This is a genomic window from Woronichinia naegeliana WA131 (assembly GCA_025370055.1).
In the GTDB taxonomy this organism is placed as follows: Bacteria; Cyanobacteriota; Cyanobacteriia; order Cyanobacteriales; family Microcystaceae; genus Woronichinia; species Woronichinia naegeliana.
Map to the genome: position 1 here is coordinate 4,690,624 of CP073041.1, position 15,060 is coordinate 4,705,683.

The 15,060-nt window shown below is 42.6% G+C and carries 19 protein-coding genes and 1 tRNA gene; 11 read left to right on the forward strand and 9 right to left on the reverse strand.

Annotation, left to right across the window (positions count from 1 at the left end; genetic code table 11):
- Positions 1-53: 53 nt before the first annotated feature.
- The 3 genes from KA717_23450 to KA717_23460 all read left to right on the forward strand — a co-directional run bounded on the left by KA717_23450 (position 54) and on the right by KA717_23460 (position 2,185).
- On the forward strand, positions 54-866 hold the full coding sequence (locus tag KA717_23450) for a glycosyltransferase (protein ID UXE58939.1): 813 nt from the start codon (positions 54-56) through the stop codon (positions 864-866).
- Positions 867-908: 42 nt separating this feature from the next.
- The gene (locus KA717_23455) at positions 909-1,268 is read left to right on the forward strand and encodes a glycosyltransferase (GenBank protein ID UXE58940.1); all 360 of its coding nucleotides are present in this window, start codon (positions 909-911) and stop codon (positions 1,266-1,268) included.
- A 206-nt stretch (positions 1,269-1,474) separates the two neighbouring features.
- Positions 1,475-2,185: a hypothetical protein gene (locus KA717_23460; GenBank protein UXE58941.1), complete on the forward strand. Its 711-nt coding sequence runs from the start codon at positions 1,475-1,477 to the stop codon at positions 2,183-2,185.
- Between the two features lie 3 nt (positions 2,186-2,188).
- Here the strand turns inward: KA717_23460 and urtC are convergent, their stop codons facing one another.
- The 3 genes from urtC to urtA all read right to left on the reverse strand — a co-directional run bounded on the left by urtC (position 2,189) and on the right by urtA (position 6,005).
- On the reverse strand, positions 2,189-3,358 hold the full coding sequence (gene urtC, locus KA717_23465) for an urea ABC transporter permease subunit UrtC (protein UXE58942.1): 1,170 nt from the start codon (positions 3,356-3,358) through the stop codon (positions 2,189-2,191).
- 23 nt (positions 3,359-3,381) lie between these two features.
- On the reverse strand, positions 3,382-4,548 hold the full coding sequence (locus KA717_23470; protein ID UXE58943.1) for a branched-chain amino acid ABC transporter permease: 1,167 nt from the start codon (positions 4,546-4,548) through the stop codon (positions 3,382-3,384).
- A gap of 113 nt (positions 4,549-4,661) precedes the next feature.
- Positions 4,662-6,005 carry an urea ABC transporter substrate-binding protein gene (urtA, locus tag KA717_23475; GenBank protein UXE58944.1) on the reverse strand — a complete coding sequence of 448 codons (1,344 nt, stop codon included), beginning with the start codon at positions 6,003-6,005 and terminating at the stop codon, positions 4,662-4,664.
- A 321-nt stretch (positions 6,006-6,326) separates the two neighbouring features.
- On the opposite strand from urtA, the gene KA717_23480 reads away from it, so the two are divergent.
- Positions 6,327-6,398, forward strand: a tRNA-Gln gene (locus tag KA717_23480).
- A 23-nt stretch (positions 6,399-6,421) separates the two neighbouring features.
- Here the strand turns inward: KA717_23480 and KA717_23485 are convergent.
- The gene (locus KA717_23485; protein UXE58945.1) at positions 6,422-6,760 is read right to left on the reverse strand and encodes a hypothetical protein; all 339 of its coding nucleotides are present in this window, start codon (positions 6,758-6,760) and stop codon (positions 6,422-6,424) included.
- Positions 6,761-6,990: 230 nt separating this feature from the next.
- Here KA717_23485 and KA717_23490 point away from each other — a divergent pair, with 230 nt between their 5' ends.
- The 4 genes from KA717_23490 to rsmD all read left to right on the forward strand — a co-directional run bounded on the left by KA717_23490 (position 6,991) and on the right by rsmD (position 9,797).
- Entirely contained in the window at positions 6,991-7,818 is an 828-nt protein-coding gene (locus KA717_23490; GenBank protein UXE58946.1) for a photosystem II manganese-stabilizing polypeptide, read from the forward strand.
- A gap of 379 nt (positions 7,819-8,197) precedes the next feature.
- On the forward strand, positions 8,198-8,974 hold the full coding sequence (locus KA717_23495; GenBank protein UXE58947.1) for an RNA polymerase sigma factor SigF: 777 nt from the start codon (positions 8,198-8,200) through the stop codon (positions 8,972-8,974).
- Between the two features lie 81 nt (positions 8,975-9,055).
- Positions 9,056-9,223: a twin-arginine translocase TatA/TatE family subunit gene (tatA, locus tag KA717_23500; protein UXE58948.1), complete on the forward strand. Its 168-nt coding sequence runs from the start codon at positions 9,056-9,058 to the stop codon at positions 9,221-9,223.
- A 19-nt stretch (positions 9,224-9,242) separates the two neighbouring features.
- The gene (rsmD, locus tag KA717_23505; protein ID UXE58949.1) at positions 9,243-9,797 is read left to right on the forward strand and encodes a 16S rRNA (guanine(966)-N(2))-methyltransferase RsmD; all 555 of its coding nucleotides are present in this window, start codon (positions 9,243-9,245) and stop codon (positions 9,795-9,797) included.
- On the opposite strand, the gene tnpA is transcribed toward rsmD, so the two are convergent.
- A complete protein-coding gene (gene tnpA, locus KA717_23510; GenBank protein UXE58950.1) occupies positions 9,794-10,195 on the reverse strand; it encodes an IS200/IS605 family transposase in 402 nt (133 codons plus the stop codon). The genes rsmD and tnpA overlap by 4 nt on opposite strands.
- 51 nt (positions 10,196-10,246) lie before the next feature.
- On the opposite strand from tnpA, the gene KA717_23515 reads away from it, so the two are divergent.
- Complete coding sequence (locus tag KA717_23515; GenBank protein UXE58951.1) at positions 10,247-10,816, forward strand: transposase; 570 nt, start codon at positions 10,247-10,249, stop codon at positions 10,814-10,816.
- Here the strand turns inward: KA717_23515 and KA717_23520 are convergent.
- Both KA717_23520 and KA717_23525 read right to left on the reverse strand, forming a co-directional pair.
- A complete protein-coding gene (locus KA717_23520) occupies positions 10,813-11,691 on the reverse strand; it encodes an ISKra4 family transposase (GenBank protein ID UXE64762.1) in 879 nt (292 codons plus the stop codon). The two genes, KA717_23515 and KA717_23520, sit on opposite strands and share 4 nt — an antisense overlap.
- Positions 11,679-11,921, reverse strand: a complete 243-nt coding sequence (locus KA717_23525) for a hypothetical protein (GenBank protein ID UXE58952.1) — start codon at positions 11,919-11,921, stop codon at positions 11,679-11,681. The genes KA717_23520 and KA717_23525 overlap by 13 nt, the downstream gene beginning before the upstream one ends.
- A gap of 48 nt (positions 11,922-11,969) precedes the next feature.
- Here KA717_23525 and KA717_23530 point away from each other — a divergent pair, with 48 nt between their 5' ends.
- Positions 11,970-12,317, forward strand: coding sequence for a transposase (locus KA717_23530; GenBank protein ID UXE58953.1), 348 nt, complete (start codon positions 11,970-11,972; stop codon positions 12,315-12,317).
- Between the two features lie 15 nt (positions 12,318-12,332).
- Here KA717_23530 and KA717_23535 read toward each other — a convergent pair whose 3' ends face one another.
- Positions 12,333-13,613, reverse strand: a complete 1,281-nt coding sequence (locus tag KA717_23535; GenBank protein UXE64763.1) for an ISKra4 family transposase — start codon at positions 13,611-13,613, stop codon at positions 12,333-12,335.
- A gap of 101 nt (positions 13,614-13,714) precedes the next feature.
- Between KA717_23535 and KA717_23540 the strand changes: the two genes are divergently transcribed.
- A complete protein-coding gene (locus KA717_23540; protein ID UXE58954.1) occupies positions 13,715-14,047 on the forward strand; it encodes a transposase in 333 nt (110 codons plus the stop codon).
- Between the two features lie 61 nt (positions 14,048-14,108).
- On the opposite strand, the gene KA717_23545 is transcribed toward KA717_23540, so the two are convergent.
- The gene (locus tag KA717_23545; GenBank protein UXE58955.1) at positions 14,109-15,044 is read right to left on the reverse strand and encodes a PhzF family phenazine biosynthesis protein; all 936 of its coding nucleotides are present in this window, start codon (positions 15,042-15,044) and stop codon (positions 14,109-14,111) included.
- Positions 15,045-15,060: the final 16 nt, after the last annotated feature.

Sequence of the window (15,060 nt, forward strand, 5' to 3'; positions counted from 1 at the left end):
CAGGAGTTTAAGCCCATTCTAACCGCTATTCCGATATCATTCTCCGTCAATCCATGAAAAAAATCGCCTATCTTGCGCCAGAAATTCCGTCTCTCTCTGCTACTTTTGTCTATGGAGAAATATTGGCTTTACAACAACGCAATATCACTATTACGTCTCTCTCCATTGATCGCCCTCACTTACCTGAACTAGACATTAATCTTCAGCAATTATTGGCTAAAACAACTTTTTTATATGAGCGACATTGGCTAGCAGTTTTACAGGATAATTTTGCTATTTTCAAACAAAATCCCTTTCGCTATCTAGCAATCATGGGATTAATGTTTCAAGATATTCTCCATTTAGGTTTATTTAATTCAACAGCCTTAAAATTGCTCTATCATTTCTGGCAAGCTAGTGCCGTCGCGAGAATTTTACAGCGTAATCAATGTGAGCACCTCCATATTCATTTTTCCTATGTACCTACCCAAGTGGGAATGTATGGCGCACTTTTAGCGAATATTCCTTTTAGTTTTACGTCTCACGCCAATGATCTGTTTGAACGCTGCTGGTTGATCGAACAAAAGATTAACCGATGTCAGTTTGCTGTAACTATTTCTGAATATAACCGTCAATTTTTAAAGACAAAAATTAATCTATCTCAAATTGACAAGGTAAAGGTTATTCATTGTGGCATTAATTTGAATGACTATACTTTTCAGTTAAAATCAAGCTTTTCGGAAACAATCAGGATTAAATCTCTAGGTAGATTTGTAGAAAAAAAAGGATTTGATACTCTTATTTTAGCCGCAGTCACTTTACGAAACCAGGGAATTAATTTTCATTTAGAAATTGGAGGTGATGGCCCAGAAAAAGCGAAATTATAGCAATTAATTACAGAATATCAACTTAGTTCCCACATTACCTTAGTGGGTTCTTTATCTCACCAGGCGGTTTTTCCCTGGCTTAGAGAAGCAGATATTTTTGTTCTGGCTTGTAAACAGGATCATAACGGCGATCGCGATGGTATTCCAGTTGTCTTAATGGAAGCAATGGCAGTGGGAATTCCCGTGATTTCGACTCAGATTTCTGGCATTCCTGAACTCATTGAGGATGGGGTATCTGGTTTTCTAGCCGTTCCGAACGATTCCCAATCTCTTGCCGATAAAATTATGCAATGTCTTTCCCAATCCGAACAAATGGCAATGATCACAAGTCAAGCCAGAGCAAAGATTGAAGCGTCTTTTAATATAGAAAAAACAACAGAGCAATTACTAGAACTATTTTAAAGATAAAAAATGCTCTAAGCTGTTCACTATTTAAAACGCATATAGGCAAGGGGCTTAAGCCCCTTGTTACAAGACTGTCAGCAAACTTGTTACAAGACTGTCAGCAAAATCGTTATGCCATTTAAATTCGTAACAGCTTGTGAGAACGTACTTTGTAATCTGAGTTTACTTTCTTCCTGATACTTTTCTTAACAATATTATTGCTAATGGATTCACCTATTGTTAATTTACGTCCGGCTCTAGATACAATCTTGGTTCCCCAGGGTTCAGAATATCAAGCAGTAATGAAGGGTTGGCAAAAAAAGCCGAATTGCCCTTCTATTTTAGCAATTCCTGTGGGTGGAAAGGCGGTTGAGAAGGCATTACTTAGGGGATTAATGTTCCAAAAAATGCGGAAAATTTCTCCTCAAGGGATCATTGTGATGGGATTGGCTGGTAGTCTTTCTCCTCAGTTAAAACTAGGTCAAGTTGTTTTATATCGTTCTTGCCTAGATTTAGAAAGTGATCAACTTCTGTTTTGTGATTCTTCTGCAACGGGTTATTTAGTAGAAAAATTAGGACATAAAGTTCAATTAGTCGAAGCTTTAAGCAGCGATCGCGTCATTACTGAGGCAGAGGAAAAGCAAAATTTAGGGAAACGGTATAAAGTCCAAGTAGTGGATATGGAAGGAGCCACCATTTTAAAATTTTTTGCAGCCCAACAAATTCCAGTGGTGATCCTACGGGTGATTAGCGATGAAATTAATCAATCTTTGCCGGATTTAAGTCAAGTTTACAATTCAGCCGGAGAATTACAGACGTGGCCGTTAACCAAGGCATTAATCTCTCAACCGATCGCCGGTTTTAACTTGATTCGGAGTTCCTTGTATGCCCTCAAGATCCTAGAAAAATTAGCCACAGAGATAACATTCATCTAAAAATTACTGATGATCAATGTCTCGCCGTTCCTGTTGTACTTCGGGATCTGCTTCTAAACTGGGATAGGTGGCAACTTGAGGCTTAAAGCCAAACAGCGATCGCAATTGTTGCCAACCTGATTCTTGAAACCAGCCGACAATACCATTGGGTAAAATGGTCACGACAATCAGGAATAATGCCCCTTGAAAGAAAACCCAAACCTCTGGAAATTGTTCACTTAAAGAACTTTGCGCGAGTCTAACTAATAGGGTTCCTAACACAGCCCCCACGAGAGTGGCCCGACCCCCTACCGCTACCCAAATCACCATTTCAATGGAAAAGGCTACCTCCATGATACTGGGGGTAATAATGCCCGTTTGTACCGTATAAAGTGCGCCCGATAAACCAGCGATCGCCCCCGAAATGGCAAATACTAAAACCTTAAAACCAGTGGGATCATAACCAGTAAAACGTACCCGATTTTCATCATCGCGAATGGCGACTAATAGCCGTCCAAACCGCCCACTGGTTAACCAACGACAGACGAGATAAACCAAAATTAGGCTAATAATCGTGATTTCATAAAAGCCAATTTGTACCCGATTATCACTGACTAATAAGCCAAAAATACTTTGGGTATCTGTTTTCAAGCCATTGGTGCCATTGATCAGTTTTTGTTGACCATTAAAGAAATTATAAAAAACGAGCAGGGCTGCCTGGGTTAGAATGGAAAAATAAACGCCCTTAATCCGATTCCGAAAAATAAGATAGCCGAGTAAACCTGCAATAATACTGGGAATAATAAAAATAGCAATAATAGTAATCGGTAAAGAATGAAACGGTTGCCACAACCAGGGTAATTCTGCTACGCCGTACAAACTAAAAAATTCTGGCAATTGACCCGCCGGTAATTGCAAATTAAGATACATGGCTAAACCGTAACCTCCCAGAGCAAAAAAGATACCGTGTCCTAAGCTGAGCAGTCCGGTATAACCCCAGATTAAATCAATTCCTAAAGCAACAATGGTCAAGGAAACAAAACGCCCTAATAGCCTCAGGCGAAAAGCCGGTAAAGCCAACGGTAAGATCACCGCAAAAATCACCGCGATCGCGATAATCGCACCACCTTCAATCCACAATTTACGCTTTTTTTGTTGCCGTTGGGATAACTGAATATCTGTCTCGATCGCCATAATAAAAACTCAGTAAAGATAGATTACAGTTCTGCTGTCCGACCTTTGGGGGCAAAAATACCGGCGGGTTTAATTTGGAGGAAAAGAATGATCAAGATAAAGATCATCACCTTGGCCATGCTCGTGGTCGCAAAAAAGTTAAAGAAATCCACCCCATTCTGTAGGATACCCTCAGGGGGAATAATGAGGGCAAAGGTTCCGCTACCAATCAAGTAGCTCAAAATGCCAATAATCATGGCAGCAATAATTGTTCCTAAAAGATTGCCCACGCCACCGACTACGACCACCATAAAAGTATCGACAATATAGTTTTGTCCCGTACTAGGGCCAACTGAGCCGAGAAAGCTAATGGCACAGCCGGCAATCCCCGCTAAACCAGAGCCGATCGCAAAGGTCAGGGCATCCACCTGGGCCGTGGGAATTCCTAAACAAGCACTCATGGTTCGATTTTGGGTCACAGCCCGAATCCGTAAACCCCAGTTGGAACGGTTAAAAAAGAGAATAATACCAATAATGCAGAGAATGGTCAGGATAATAATTAAAATGCGCGTATAGGGCAATTGAAAGCCAGCAAAGGGTAAACCGCCTCTGAGCCAGGCAGGAGCCGTCACATCCACATTTCTGGCACTAAACCAAGGACGAATTAAACTATCCTGTTTGGTCTGAGCAACGATAAAACCACCCGCCGCCGCGATCGCCGCCGAAAGAAAAAAGAATAATACCCTGGCCTTGCTGCGAATTTGCTCCCAATCAACTCTGCGACTCAGAAACCAGAGACCGCCAAAATACAAACCACAAAAAACAGCGATCGCAATCACTAATAGACCATTCACACTGCGAACAAATTGCTGCAAGATCAGACTTACGCCCCAAGTTGCCAACAAGGTTTCCAAGGGCCGTCCGTAAAGATAGCGAATCACCGTCCTTTCCAAGGCCAAACCCACTAATCCAGCCATCAAAAAAGCGATCGGTAAAGCAGCCAAAATATAAAAATTAAAAACCGGCTCTCCCAGAGGCTTGAAAACATTTTGAACCACATAGGTCGTATAGGCCCCTAACATCATCAATTCTCCGTGAGCCAAATTAATGACCCCCATCAGTCCAAAAACGATCGCCAAGCCTAAAGCTGCGATCAACAATACCGAACCAATGCTAATCCCGTTAAATAGACCTTCTAATAATGCAGACACAAAATTTTACTCCCTACCATGTTTAAGACGCTTGAATAAATTGCCGGTTGGTTTATTGCCAAAGCTTTCCCCCCTCTACTACAAAAGGGGGGTTAGGGGGAATCTAAATCAACTTATTTTTTAGCTGCGTCCTTAAATTTACCAGGGGTTTGAGGGGGTTTAATATCCGTGCGTGTCCAATCGCAACTATAACCCTTGGTTTCTGGAACAAACTGGTTCCAAGGGATCGGTACAACGGGGCCTTCCGTCGCCCAGACAATATCAAACAGACCGTCCTTATTCACCTGACCGATACGAACCGTCTTGGAAATATGGTGATTAGGGTACATCTTAACCTTGCCTCCGGGAGCATCCATCTCCTGACCGATCGCCGCCATCCGCACCTTTTCGAGATCATCGACGGTTCCAGCTTTCTCTGCGGCCTGTTTCCAAAGATAAACAGCAATATAGGCTGCTTCCGCAGGGTCATTCGTCACACGATCCGGGCCATATTTAGCTTTAAAAGCTTCTACAAACTTTTTATTGGCGGGGGTGTCAACGGTTTGGAAATAGTTCCAGGAAGCATATTGACCTAGCAGATATTCTTTCCCAATTTGTTGAACTTCTTCCTCGGCAATACTGACCGATAGTACTGGGTATTTATCAGGGGTTAAACCCGCAGATTGAATCTGTTTAAAGAAAGCGACATTACTATCCCCATTCAGGGTATTGAAAATCACCCCGCCCTTGGGTAAGGCCTGTTTAATCTTAGTAATGATCGGAGTCACCTCGGTATTGCCTAGGGGTAAATAGTCTTCACCGACGGTTTTGCCACCTTTGACCTTTAACTGCTCTTTGATAATGGTATTAGCCGTGCGAGGGAAAACGTAGTCAGATCCCACGAGGAAAAAGTCTTTCCCTTTATTTTTGAGTAACCAATCCACTGCTGGTTCAATTTGTTGGTTAGGGGCCGCCCCAGTATAGAAAATATTCTTAGAACACTCTTGACCTTCGTATTGGACGGGATACCAGAGCATATGGTTTTTGGATTCAAATACGGGTAGTACCGCTTTCCGGCTCGCAGAAGTCCAACAACCAAATACCGCCACTACCTTATCCTGATCGATTAATTTAGTGGCTTTTTCGGCAAAGGTCGGCCAATCTGAGGCTCCATCCTCCTTAATCGGTTCAATCTTTTTACCGAGAACGCCACCTGCTGCATTAATTTCTTCAATTGCCAACATTTCTGCATCAACAACGGTGGCCTCACTAATTGCCATTGTGCCACTGAGAGAATGTAAGATTCCCACCTTAACCGTTTCACCACCACCAGCCGCCGTTGATGCAGGACTGGTTTCTCCAGCGGGGGAGGTCGTTGTTGTTGGCTCTCCACCACCACAGGCTTTTAACAGTAAACTCGTTCCTAGTGTAGCCGAACCGTACAATAAAAATTTGCGTCGTCCTAATCGATTAATCATGGTAAGAATTAAGCAACCTCGTAGAAATTAAGCAGAATCGATGGATGAGGAGAAAAAAGAGCAGTATCTATTTTAATAAACAACATAGACGTTGTATATTACGTCCTAAATAATCTGCAAAATGTTATGAGATATACAAAAAATCCTCCCATCTCAGGAAGGTCAGGGAGAGACAGGGGCTGGGAAGAGAGGTCTGTGTGTGAGAGGTTAATCGACAGAGATCGCCGAATTCAGTAGATTTAATCGAGAGTCAGCACAAATTTTCAAAAATCGCTTGACAACTTCCTAGATAGTTCTGTTATGATGACAAAGGTTCGTCAATGGGGCGTAGCCAAGTGGTAAGGCAGCGGGTTTTGGTCCCGCCATCCCTAGGTTCGAATCCTAGCGCCCCAGTTCAATAAGATGCTGTGTTGTCGTTATTCGGGCTGGGAAGAATTCTTTTCGGGAAAGTCAGAGATTTGGCCAGATGACTCTTCTGGGGGCATCCAGTGCTGCAAAAATGTTTGGAGCTTACCACGCTCAATGTAGGGCCAGCCACCACTTTCCTCCACATCTTTTAAAAAAGCATAGAGATCCTTACGAGTATTGGGAAGCGATGGCTCAAATTGTTCTGTGCGGATCTGACGATGTAAACTTTCCAACGTCCTCAGTAATGACAACAGGCGATCGCTATCTTGGCCACAGAATTGGGACAATGACTCCACGAGGGCAACCAATTGTTGAAGTGTATCATTAAAGTATTGTCCGTCAGTCATGGAGATAAATCCTTAGTCCTTGAAAGAAAAGTAAGCCATCCCTCACTATAGAAGATCGGGGGACGCAAAGAATTCACCAAAGGATGACGCAGGAAGGTAACGAAAGTTTGATAAAGTAGATCCCGATAACAATAGCCTAACTTGCCCTCGATATTATTTGGTTACACCATGCGTAAGTCTTATTCAGGGCAAGAAACTACTAATTTGAGATTGACCAAGCGAGGTTAACCATGAGGTTTCGTTCAATAATCGTTGCCTTTCTATCACTGTGTCTAGGTATCCTTTCCTTATTGAATTGTGGATCGGCCCTAGCAGTTGACAAAAGCCAACTTACCTACGATGAAATTATCGGCACAGGACTGGCCAACGCTTGCCCTGCAATTTCTTCCTTTACCAGAGGGACGATCGCCGTAGAAGCTAACTCGACATATACGATAGCTGACCTATGCTTAGAACCACAACAATTTTTTGTTAAAGAAGAACCCCTTAACAAACGCCAATCAGCAGAATTTGTTCAAGGTAAACTCTTAACTCGTTACACTACTAGTCTGGAGCAAATCCGAGGATCTGTTCTGGTCAGTAACGACGGAGTATTAACCTTTAAAGAAAAAGATGGTATTGACTTCCAACCGATCACCGTTCTTTTGCCTGGTGGAGAAGAGGTTCCTTTCTTCTTTACCATTAAGAACTTTGTCGGCAAGACTGAACCTGGCTTTACCTCAATTAACAGTTCTACGGATTTTGTCGGTACTTTTAAAGTGCCTTCCTATCGAGGAGCAGGTTTCCTAGATCCCAAAGCTCGTGGGGTTTATACCGGCTATGACAATGCTGTTGCCCTTCCAGCTTCGGCAGACAGCAAAGAGTTGCAACGTACTAATGTCAAACAAACCCCCATCGGCAAAGGAACTCTTTCCCTACAAGTAACTCAGGTGGATGGAGAAACAGGAGAAATTGGTGGCATTTTTGAAAGCATCCAACCCTCTGATACGGACTTAGGGGCGAAGGAGCCGGTTGATGTTAAAGTGCGTGGTATTTTCTATGCCAAGGTAGAATCCTAAGGCATTGACTAAATACAGAATCTGTGAGTTTTTTCCTAGGGGCGATCGCCCCTCTTTTTTTGGAAATTTAATAATGACGAGGTTTTAACAAATGTTGTGTTTTATTGCGTTTAATCAGTTTTTTCCTATAATAATTATGCATGTAATAGAACGGATATCCTTGTTTTTGCACAAATTTATTAACCTCTCCGTGTAATTATGGATATTGAATTCTACGACCTCAGATAATTTGGTTAATTATGCCGTTGTAAATATAATTAGAGGAAAAGCAATTGTTAATCCTGCTCTTAAATTTATTGGCTTTTTTGCTTTTTCTATCATCTCAATTAATTCCATTAGTCAATCTTAATTGTTCTTACTAACTATTAAGAGTGTTATTATGCCTACCACCGCGAAAGAATCCCTTAAAATTGAAACCCTCACGCTTTTTCGAGCCTATCGAGAGTCAAAGACCACTCATCTTCGTAATCGTATTATGGAGTTGAATATTGGTTTGGTTCGTAAAGAAGCCCACCATTGGGAAAAACAGTTTGTAGAAGGTTATGAGGATTTGGTTCAAGTGGGTTGTTTGGGATTAATTCGGGCGATTGAACGCTTTGATCTAGATAAGGGTCATGCATTTAGTTCCTTTGCTGTTCCCTATATTCGAGGAGAAATTCAGCACTATTTAAGGGATAAAGGTTACTGTGTCCGTATTCCTCGGCGTTGGCTAGAGATTGGTCAGCAAGCGACCTTAGAACAACAGGCCTTTCAAAGCCGTTTTAATCGTCAACCGAGTGATTTGGAGTTGGTAGAGAAGTTAGAGATTTCCCTGACGGAGTGGCAAGACATTAAGTTAGCTTGGCAGAATCGAGAACCCCTCAGTTTAGATGCCCGTGTTAATAGTGAGGAGGATGGGACAGGCAATTTAGGCGATTGTTTATGCGAAAGTGAATACCGTAGCTTTCAATTGAGTTCCGAAGATCAAATTCGTTTGAACCAAGCTCTGTCTCTGCTAGAAGATCGGACACGCCATATTTTAGAATTTATTTTTCTGCACGATTTAACCCAACGGGAAACGGCTGATCAACTGGGAATTAGTGTGATTACAGTGTCTCGTCGTCTCAAAAAAGGGGTGAGTATCTTGAAACAATCCTTGATGACAGAAATCTTTTAACTAGAGGGATCTGCCTTTGCTATAGTGGTTACTACCCCAGTTCTATTGGGGCGATCGCCGACGAATGGCTAGGAGCAAAGGATGTTTGGATTAGGATGGCCAGAAGTGATTGTGATTCTGGTGGCAATGGCATTGATCTTTGGCCCAAGAAAAATTCCTGAGATTGGGGCAGCCTTTGGGAAAACGTTGCGGGGATTTAAGGAAGAAGTGAGTTCTCCAACAGAGGATTCTTCCCGCAATTCAGATTAATTGATTTTCTGCTGATGGTATGAGAATTTATGGTAATCGAGAACTGAAGACCTTGCCCGGTCAACTAACTCGTCCAACGGCAGCGAAGGTTCGTACTGCCTTATTTAATATTTGGCGGGATATTGAGGGCTGTTCCTGGTTAGATCTCTGTGCGGGAAATGGTTCGATGGGAGCCGAGGCCTTGGGGCGGGGAGCCAAAAAAGTGGTAGGGATTGAACAATCTGGCAAAGCTTGTGCGGTGATTCAGCGCAATTGGCAAAAAGTAGCTCAATCGTCTCAATCTTTTACCGTAATACGAGGTCATGTGTTAACTCAGCTAGGTCATTGGCAAGGAAATCCTTTTGATTATATTTATTTTGATCCTCCCTACGAGAGCAATCTCTATGAATCGGTTTTAATCGCGATCGCCTCTCAACACCTCTTAGAGTCAGGAGGAGAAATTGCCGTTGAACATGATCCTAAATATTGGACTGCTCAGGAGATTCCGACCTTAAGCATCTGTCGCCAAAAACATTATGGCAAAACAAGTTTGACCTTTTATCAAAGAAATGGGTTTAAAACCCCGTCCTTTTAGGACGGCTTTAGTTGGTTTTGAATATATTGCTTAAGGACTTCAAGAGGTGCGCCACCAACACTGGAAACAAAATAGGAAGGACTCCACCGAGCCTCTTTGCCATAAGGTTTTTGGAATCCAGATTGACCGTAGCGACGACTAGAAACACCCTTGAGCGCATTTACCATCTGAGAGATGGAGAGTTTTGGCAGAAATTCAATAAGCGCGTGAACGTGGTCAGATTCGCCATTAAATTCAAGAATTTGAAAATCCATTTTCTTGGCAACCTCTCCAAAGGATTTTTCTATAACAGCAAGACTTTCTAATGTCAAAATAGCTCTACGGTATTTAGTCACACAGACTAAGTGAACCTTAAGACTGGAAACACTATGACGCTCCCTTCGTAATTGGGTTGTCATTTTCACACAGACCAACTAAAATGTAGTTACAGACCAATTCTAGCACGGTAAATGAAAGCAAGGTATCAATTCAGATTTTACCCAACTGACCAACAAATACGGGACTTATCCCGATTATTTGGTTGCGTTCGCGTAGTCTGGAACGATGCTTTGGCGGCTTGTAAAGGTTCTGAAAAACTGCCATCCTATAATCAACTTTCCAGTCTGCTAACCCAATCCAAGCAAACAGAAGAAAGGGTGTGGTTGACAGAAGTATCGGCGGTTCCGCTACAGCAATCGGTTAGGAATCTAAATGTAGCCTATCAGAACTTTTTCAATTCCGTTAACGGAAAAAGAAAAGGAAAGAAAATTAATCCGCCAAGATTTAAAAGTCGAAAATCAAAGCAGTCTGCTACTTTTACTAATGTAGGCTTCTCTATTAAAGGAGAAAAAGTTTACTTGGCAAAAATAGGCTACCTAGATGTGATGTGGAGTCGCCCACTACCCTCGGAACCTTCCAGTGTCACTGTAATTAAAGATGCGGCGGGTCGGTACTTTCTTAGCTTCGTTGTAGAGATTAATCCTGAAAAGTTACCCGACAATGGTAAATCTGTAGGGATTGATTGGGTGCATCCCACTTAAGATAATACATTGACACTCAAAAGAGGAGAGTGATTGAGATAAGCACATCGTAGCCGAAGAATACGAGAAACATTATGAAGATGCCAACGTGCTCCCGACAATTTAACCCTAGCTCCCACCTGTTTAATCTTAGACTCCACATCACCAGAACCAATCACAATACCAAGCTGTTGATAGTATTGGTAATCAGGGATACGCTGATAATGCTTCGTCAAATAGGCTTGAAAATTCTTTGCCCTCTTGCTTTTGACTCCATCAAACGCATCTATTGCCTTGTTCACAAAACCCCGCCACAGTAAATGCTCCACTGCTTCTAGCCGTTTGAGAGAGCCACCCACTTTGAACAGATTCTCCTTGAGATGATACCAATCCAACACCTCTCGTCGTATCAGCCACGATTGAGTGGCGAAACTCTCTACCGCATTCCAGATTCCGGGATGACCATCTCCCAAAAAGGTCACTATTGGGGACAAAGGTTGAACATTGCTCCAATTCTTTAAGCCCTCTGGGTCTTGGAAAAAGGCTTCACAGACATTGCCATGAAGACTCACCAGTTTATAATCTCGCCACTGTCCCCCTTCCTTCTCCTCGCCCCGCAGACAAATCTTTCCCCCATCTATACTGACCCCCGCACTCTCTGACTGAGCTTGAGCTAAGGGCAGTTCTGTCCGTTCTACCAAGCGATGTAAACTGCTATGTCCTACTTTTATCCCCATCAACTCCTCTATATCTTCTTCTGCTTGTTGGTAGGATGTTTTCGCACTGGCTCTTAGACAGCATTTCTCTAAACCTGGACTTAAGACGATTTTTGGCGACACCTTTAGTTTTCTGGCTTGTTTTTGGCTTATTTCCACTTCTCCGACTAGGGTTTTGATTTTTCGCTTGTTTCCAGACCGTTTTTTTCCCCCTTCTGAAAAAAAAACTCCCCCATTGTTGGCCCCACAATTTCTAACATCTGGGTTCTGACTTCTACTTCGATGCTTCCAAAGTCCTTCTGTTTCTCTGGTTCCGTATATTTGCGCAAGATACGGGCTGATTCGGTGAGATGCTGTTTTAACAGTGCTTTTTCTTCTGGGGGAATCGGTAACATACTTTTTTCGCTCATCAGTTTTTTTCCATTTTACCCCAGATTCTATGTACTACTTTATCCGGGATGTACCCGATTGATTTGGGTATAACTGATTTTGCTACTTTAGATAACGGAGAAAAAATCAAGTCTCCTAAACCACTCAAAAAGCGATTTAAGAAATTAAGAAAAGCTCAACGTAATTTGTCTCGTAAGCAAAAAGGGAGTAAAAGACGTGAAAAAGCACGATTGAAAGTAGCTAAACTTCACGCAAAAATCAAAGATATTCGTACCGACTTTTTGCATAAACTATCCACTAGGCTCATTCGTGAAAACCAAACGATTGTGCTAGAGGATTTAAACACATCGGGAATGCTTAAAAATCGTAAGTTGTCTCGTGCAATTTCTGATTTAGGGGGTGCGACCTTTAGTTGATAAAAGCTGTTGTAATCAGGGTTCTACAGGGAACCCATATTGATCAAGTTTTGCCCAAAATTGACTCCATCGTTCCTTGGTCAATACCAAAGCTCGTAGGCTCAAAATAATTCCTGCTCCTTTTTCCTTCCATCGCATCCCTGAACAACATAATCGTTGTTTGACCAACGTCTTACAAGCTGCTTCCGTAACACCTGAACCAATCGGATACTTTTTCTCTAAGTATTCAGCATAATCCATTTGATGCTGATGATTCTCGTAATAAGTAATCGCCGCTTGTAGTTTCTCGGTAAGATTCTTAGAATGACTTTTTTCTTCTTTGACTTCTTTCATCAGATTTAGCAGTTCTCCTGCTTTTCCTTTTTCATGCTTGAGTTCTCGACAATTTTCAGTCAACCATTCTTTTTGTTTTGACACTGTATTCGGATGCAACGCTTCTGCCAAGGCACCTAAGTAACCAGAGGCATGATAGAAATCTAATATCTGTTCTTCCGTTTGCTTTTCTAAAAACTTCCAATTTGATTCTGCCCCGTCTGCTATCCCGACCAATGTTGCCTCTGGATAACGTTTTTTCGCTCGCTCAATTTCTCTTTCTAATCTTTCTAGAAAACTCTTTTTTCCATACTCTGGTGCCGCACCTAGATAGATTGTATGTTGACGTTCTCCCTCACTATCGTATAGGGAAACGGTTCCCACCATTGCTTCACGGTAGCCATCCTCACACATCAGCATACAGGTTCCATCTAATCCTATTCCCACTGTTGCAATTTGGCTATCCTCCTTGGGCGGGGCATAACTCCACGCTTCTTCTTTTGCCTGTACCACACTTCCTACTGCTTCACTCAATCTTTGGATATAGGATAGCGCTACTTTTCTACCATGATTTTCTAATAAATCATTTTTCACCTCTTTGCCTGCCATCCCTGACATTTTTGAGGATACCTGTTTTGCCAATAATGGCGTTGATGTTATGATTATCCTTGCTTCTCTTTCTAAGGGGCAATACGTTTTTCCTCCTACTGAACGCTGATATACATGACGATTCACTATAACCTCACCATAAGGTGTTTGATATTCTTTCGGTTGCTCTCCCTTACTCTTCCAGATTTCTTCACCGATTTTTAAGGGTGAACCATCTGTATCTAAATATTTCAAGGCTTCTTTGCTGGCGATGCAACCTACTTCGTTTAAGCCTTTTTGAATATTTATTTCTGTATCCAACATTGAACGACTGAGTTCTAATGTTAGTTCTATTTTTATCTTTGAACCCTCTACATTAATTAGTTTTGCTGTCATCATTGTTTCCTCTTTGTCACTTTTCATCTCATGTTAACACTTTTCTTTTCCTTCATCAACTAAAAGTCGCACCCGATTTAGGTTGGCGTAGCTTTAGGGATATGTTAAAGGCTAAATCAGAGAGGTATGGGCGTGATTTTAGGGTAATTTCTCGTTGGGAACCGACTACTCAAAAATGTTCTTGTTGTGGTCAAATTGGCGGCAAAAAAGAACTTTCTGTCAGGGAATGGACTTGTCTTTTCTGTGGAGAAACCCACGATAGAGATGTCAATGCTGCCAAGAATATTAAGGTCGCGGGAGGGCTTTCCGAGACTCGAAACGGACACAGAGGACGGCGTAAATCTAGCTTGCTAGTTGCTTCCGATGAAGTGTCAACCCGCCTATTACCCATTCAGTTAAATCTGATAGGAATCACCGTCGCTTCAGCGCGGTGAGGATGTCAAATTGCGCTTGGTAGTTGATCACCGTAATCTTGTTTGGGAAGTCTCCATCGGTTTAAAACACCGGAATTTCCATCATTCCTTGGCTGACCAAAACTGATGAGCCACCAACGGTAATTTTTTTGATGCCATCGGTCGATTGAGTAACCTGAATTTTTAATAAACTGGGACGACCCATTTCGATTCCCTGTTCCACTTGCCAGGTTAACAGTTCTTCTTGGCCAGACTGTAGGCACACTGCGCGATCTCGTTGGGCAAGATAGGCTCCTAGAACAGTGGCGGCGGAACCAGTGGCGGGATCTTCTTCAATACCCAGGTTTGGGGCAAACATTCTGGCTCGCAGATCGATCGAACTGGAACTTGTATCAAAGGTGAAGACATAAACGGAACTGGCCCAAAAGGAACTCAAATATTGCTGCCATAGTTCCCTGCGCAATTTAACGGCAGCGATCGCGCTTTGATCCCGTAGAGGAATTAACAAAAAGGGGAGTCCAGAGGAAAGAGCTTGGGGAGCATATTCGCCTGTTAAAATTTGGCCAGGTTTCAGAGATAAAATCTCTGCCAGAATATGAACAGGAGGCGGTTCCGGCCCGATTTCCGGTAATTGAGCCGCAGTTAATTCACTATAAACAGGCTGATCATTTTCCCAGAGAACTTTGACGGGAATGATCCCCACTCCCTCTTCAAAATACAGCGTCATTTCTGGGCCAGTCATGGGAACAGCCGCGATCGCCACTAAAACAAAGGCCGTTCCCACCGTCGGATGACCGGCAAAAGGAATTTCCGCTTTGGGGGTAAAAATACGAAGGCGTTTCGTCCCGTTAGGCGTTGCGGGCGGAAAAACGAAAACCGTTTCCGAGTAATTAATCTCCGCCGCCACTTTTTGCATTTGTGGGCCAGTTAAACCCACTGCATCGGGAAAAACAGCGAGGGGATTACCGCCAAAGATGGTTTCAGTAAAAACATCGGCGGTGTAGAAAGCGTAACGCATGACAAAAGAGTGGGAT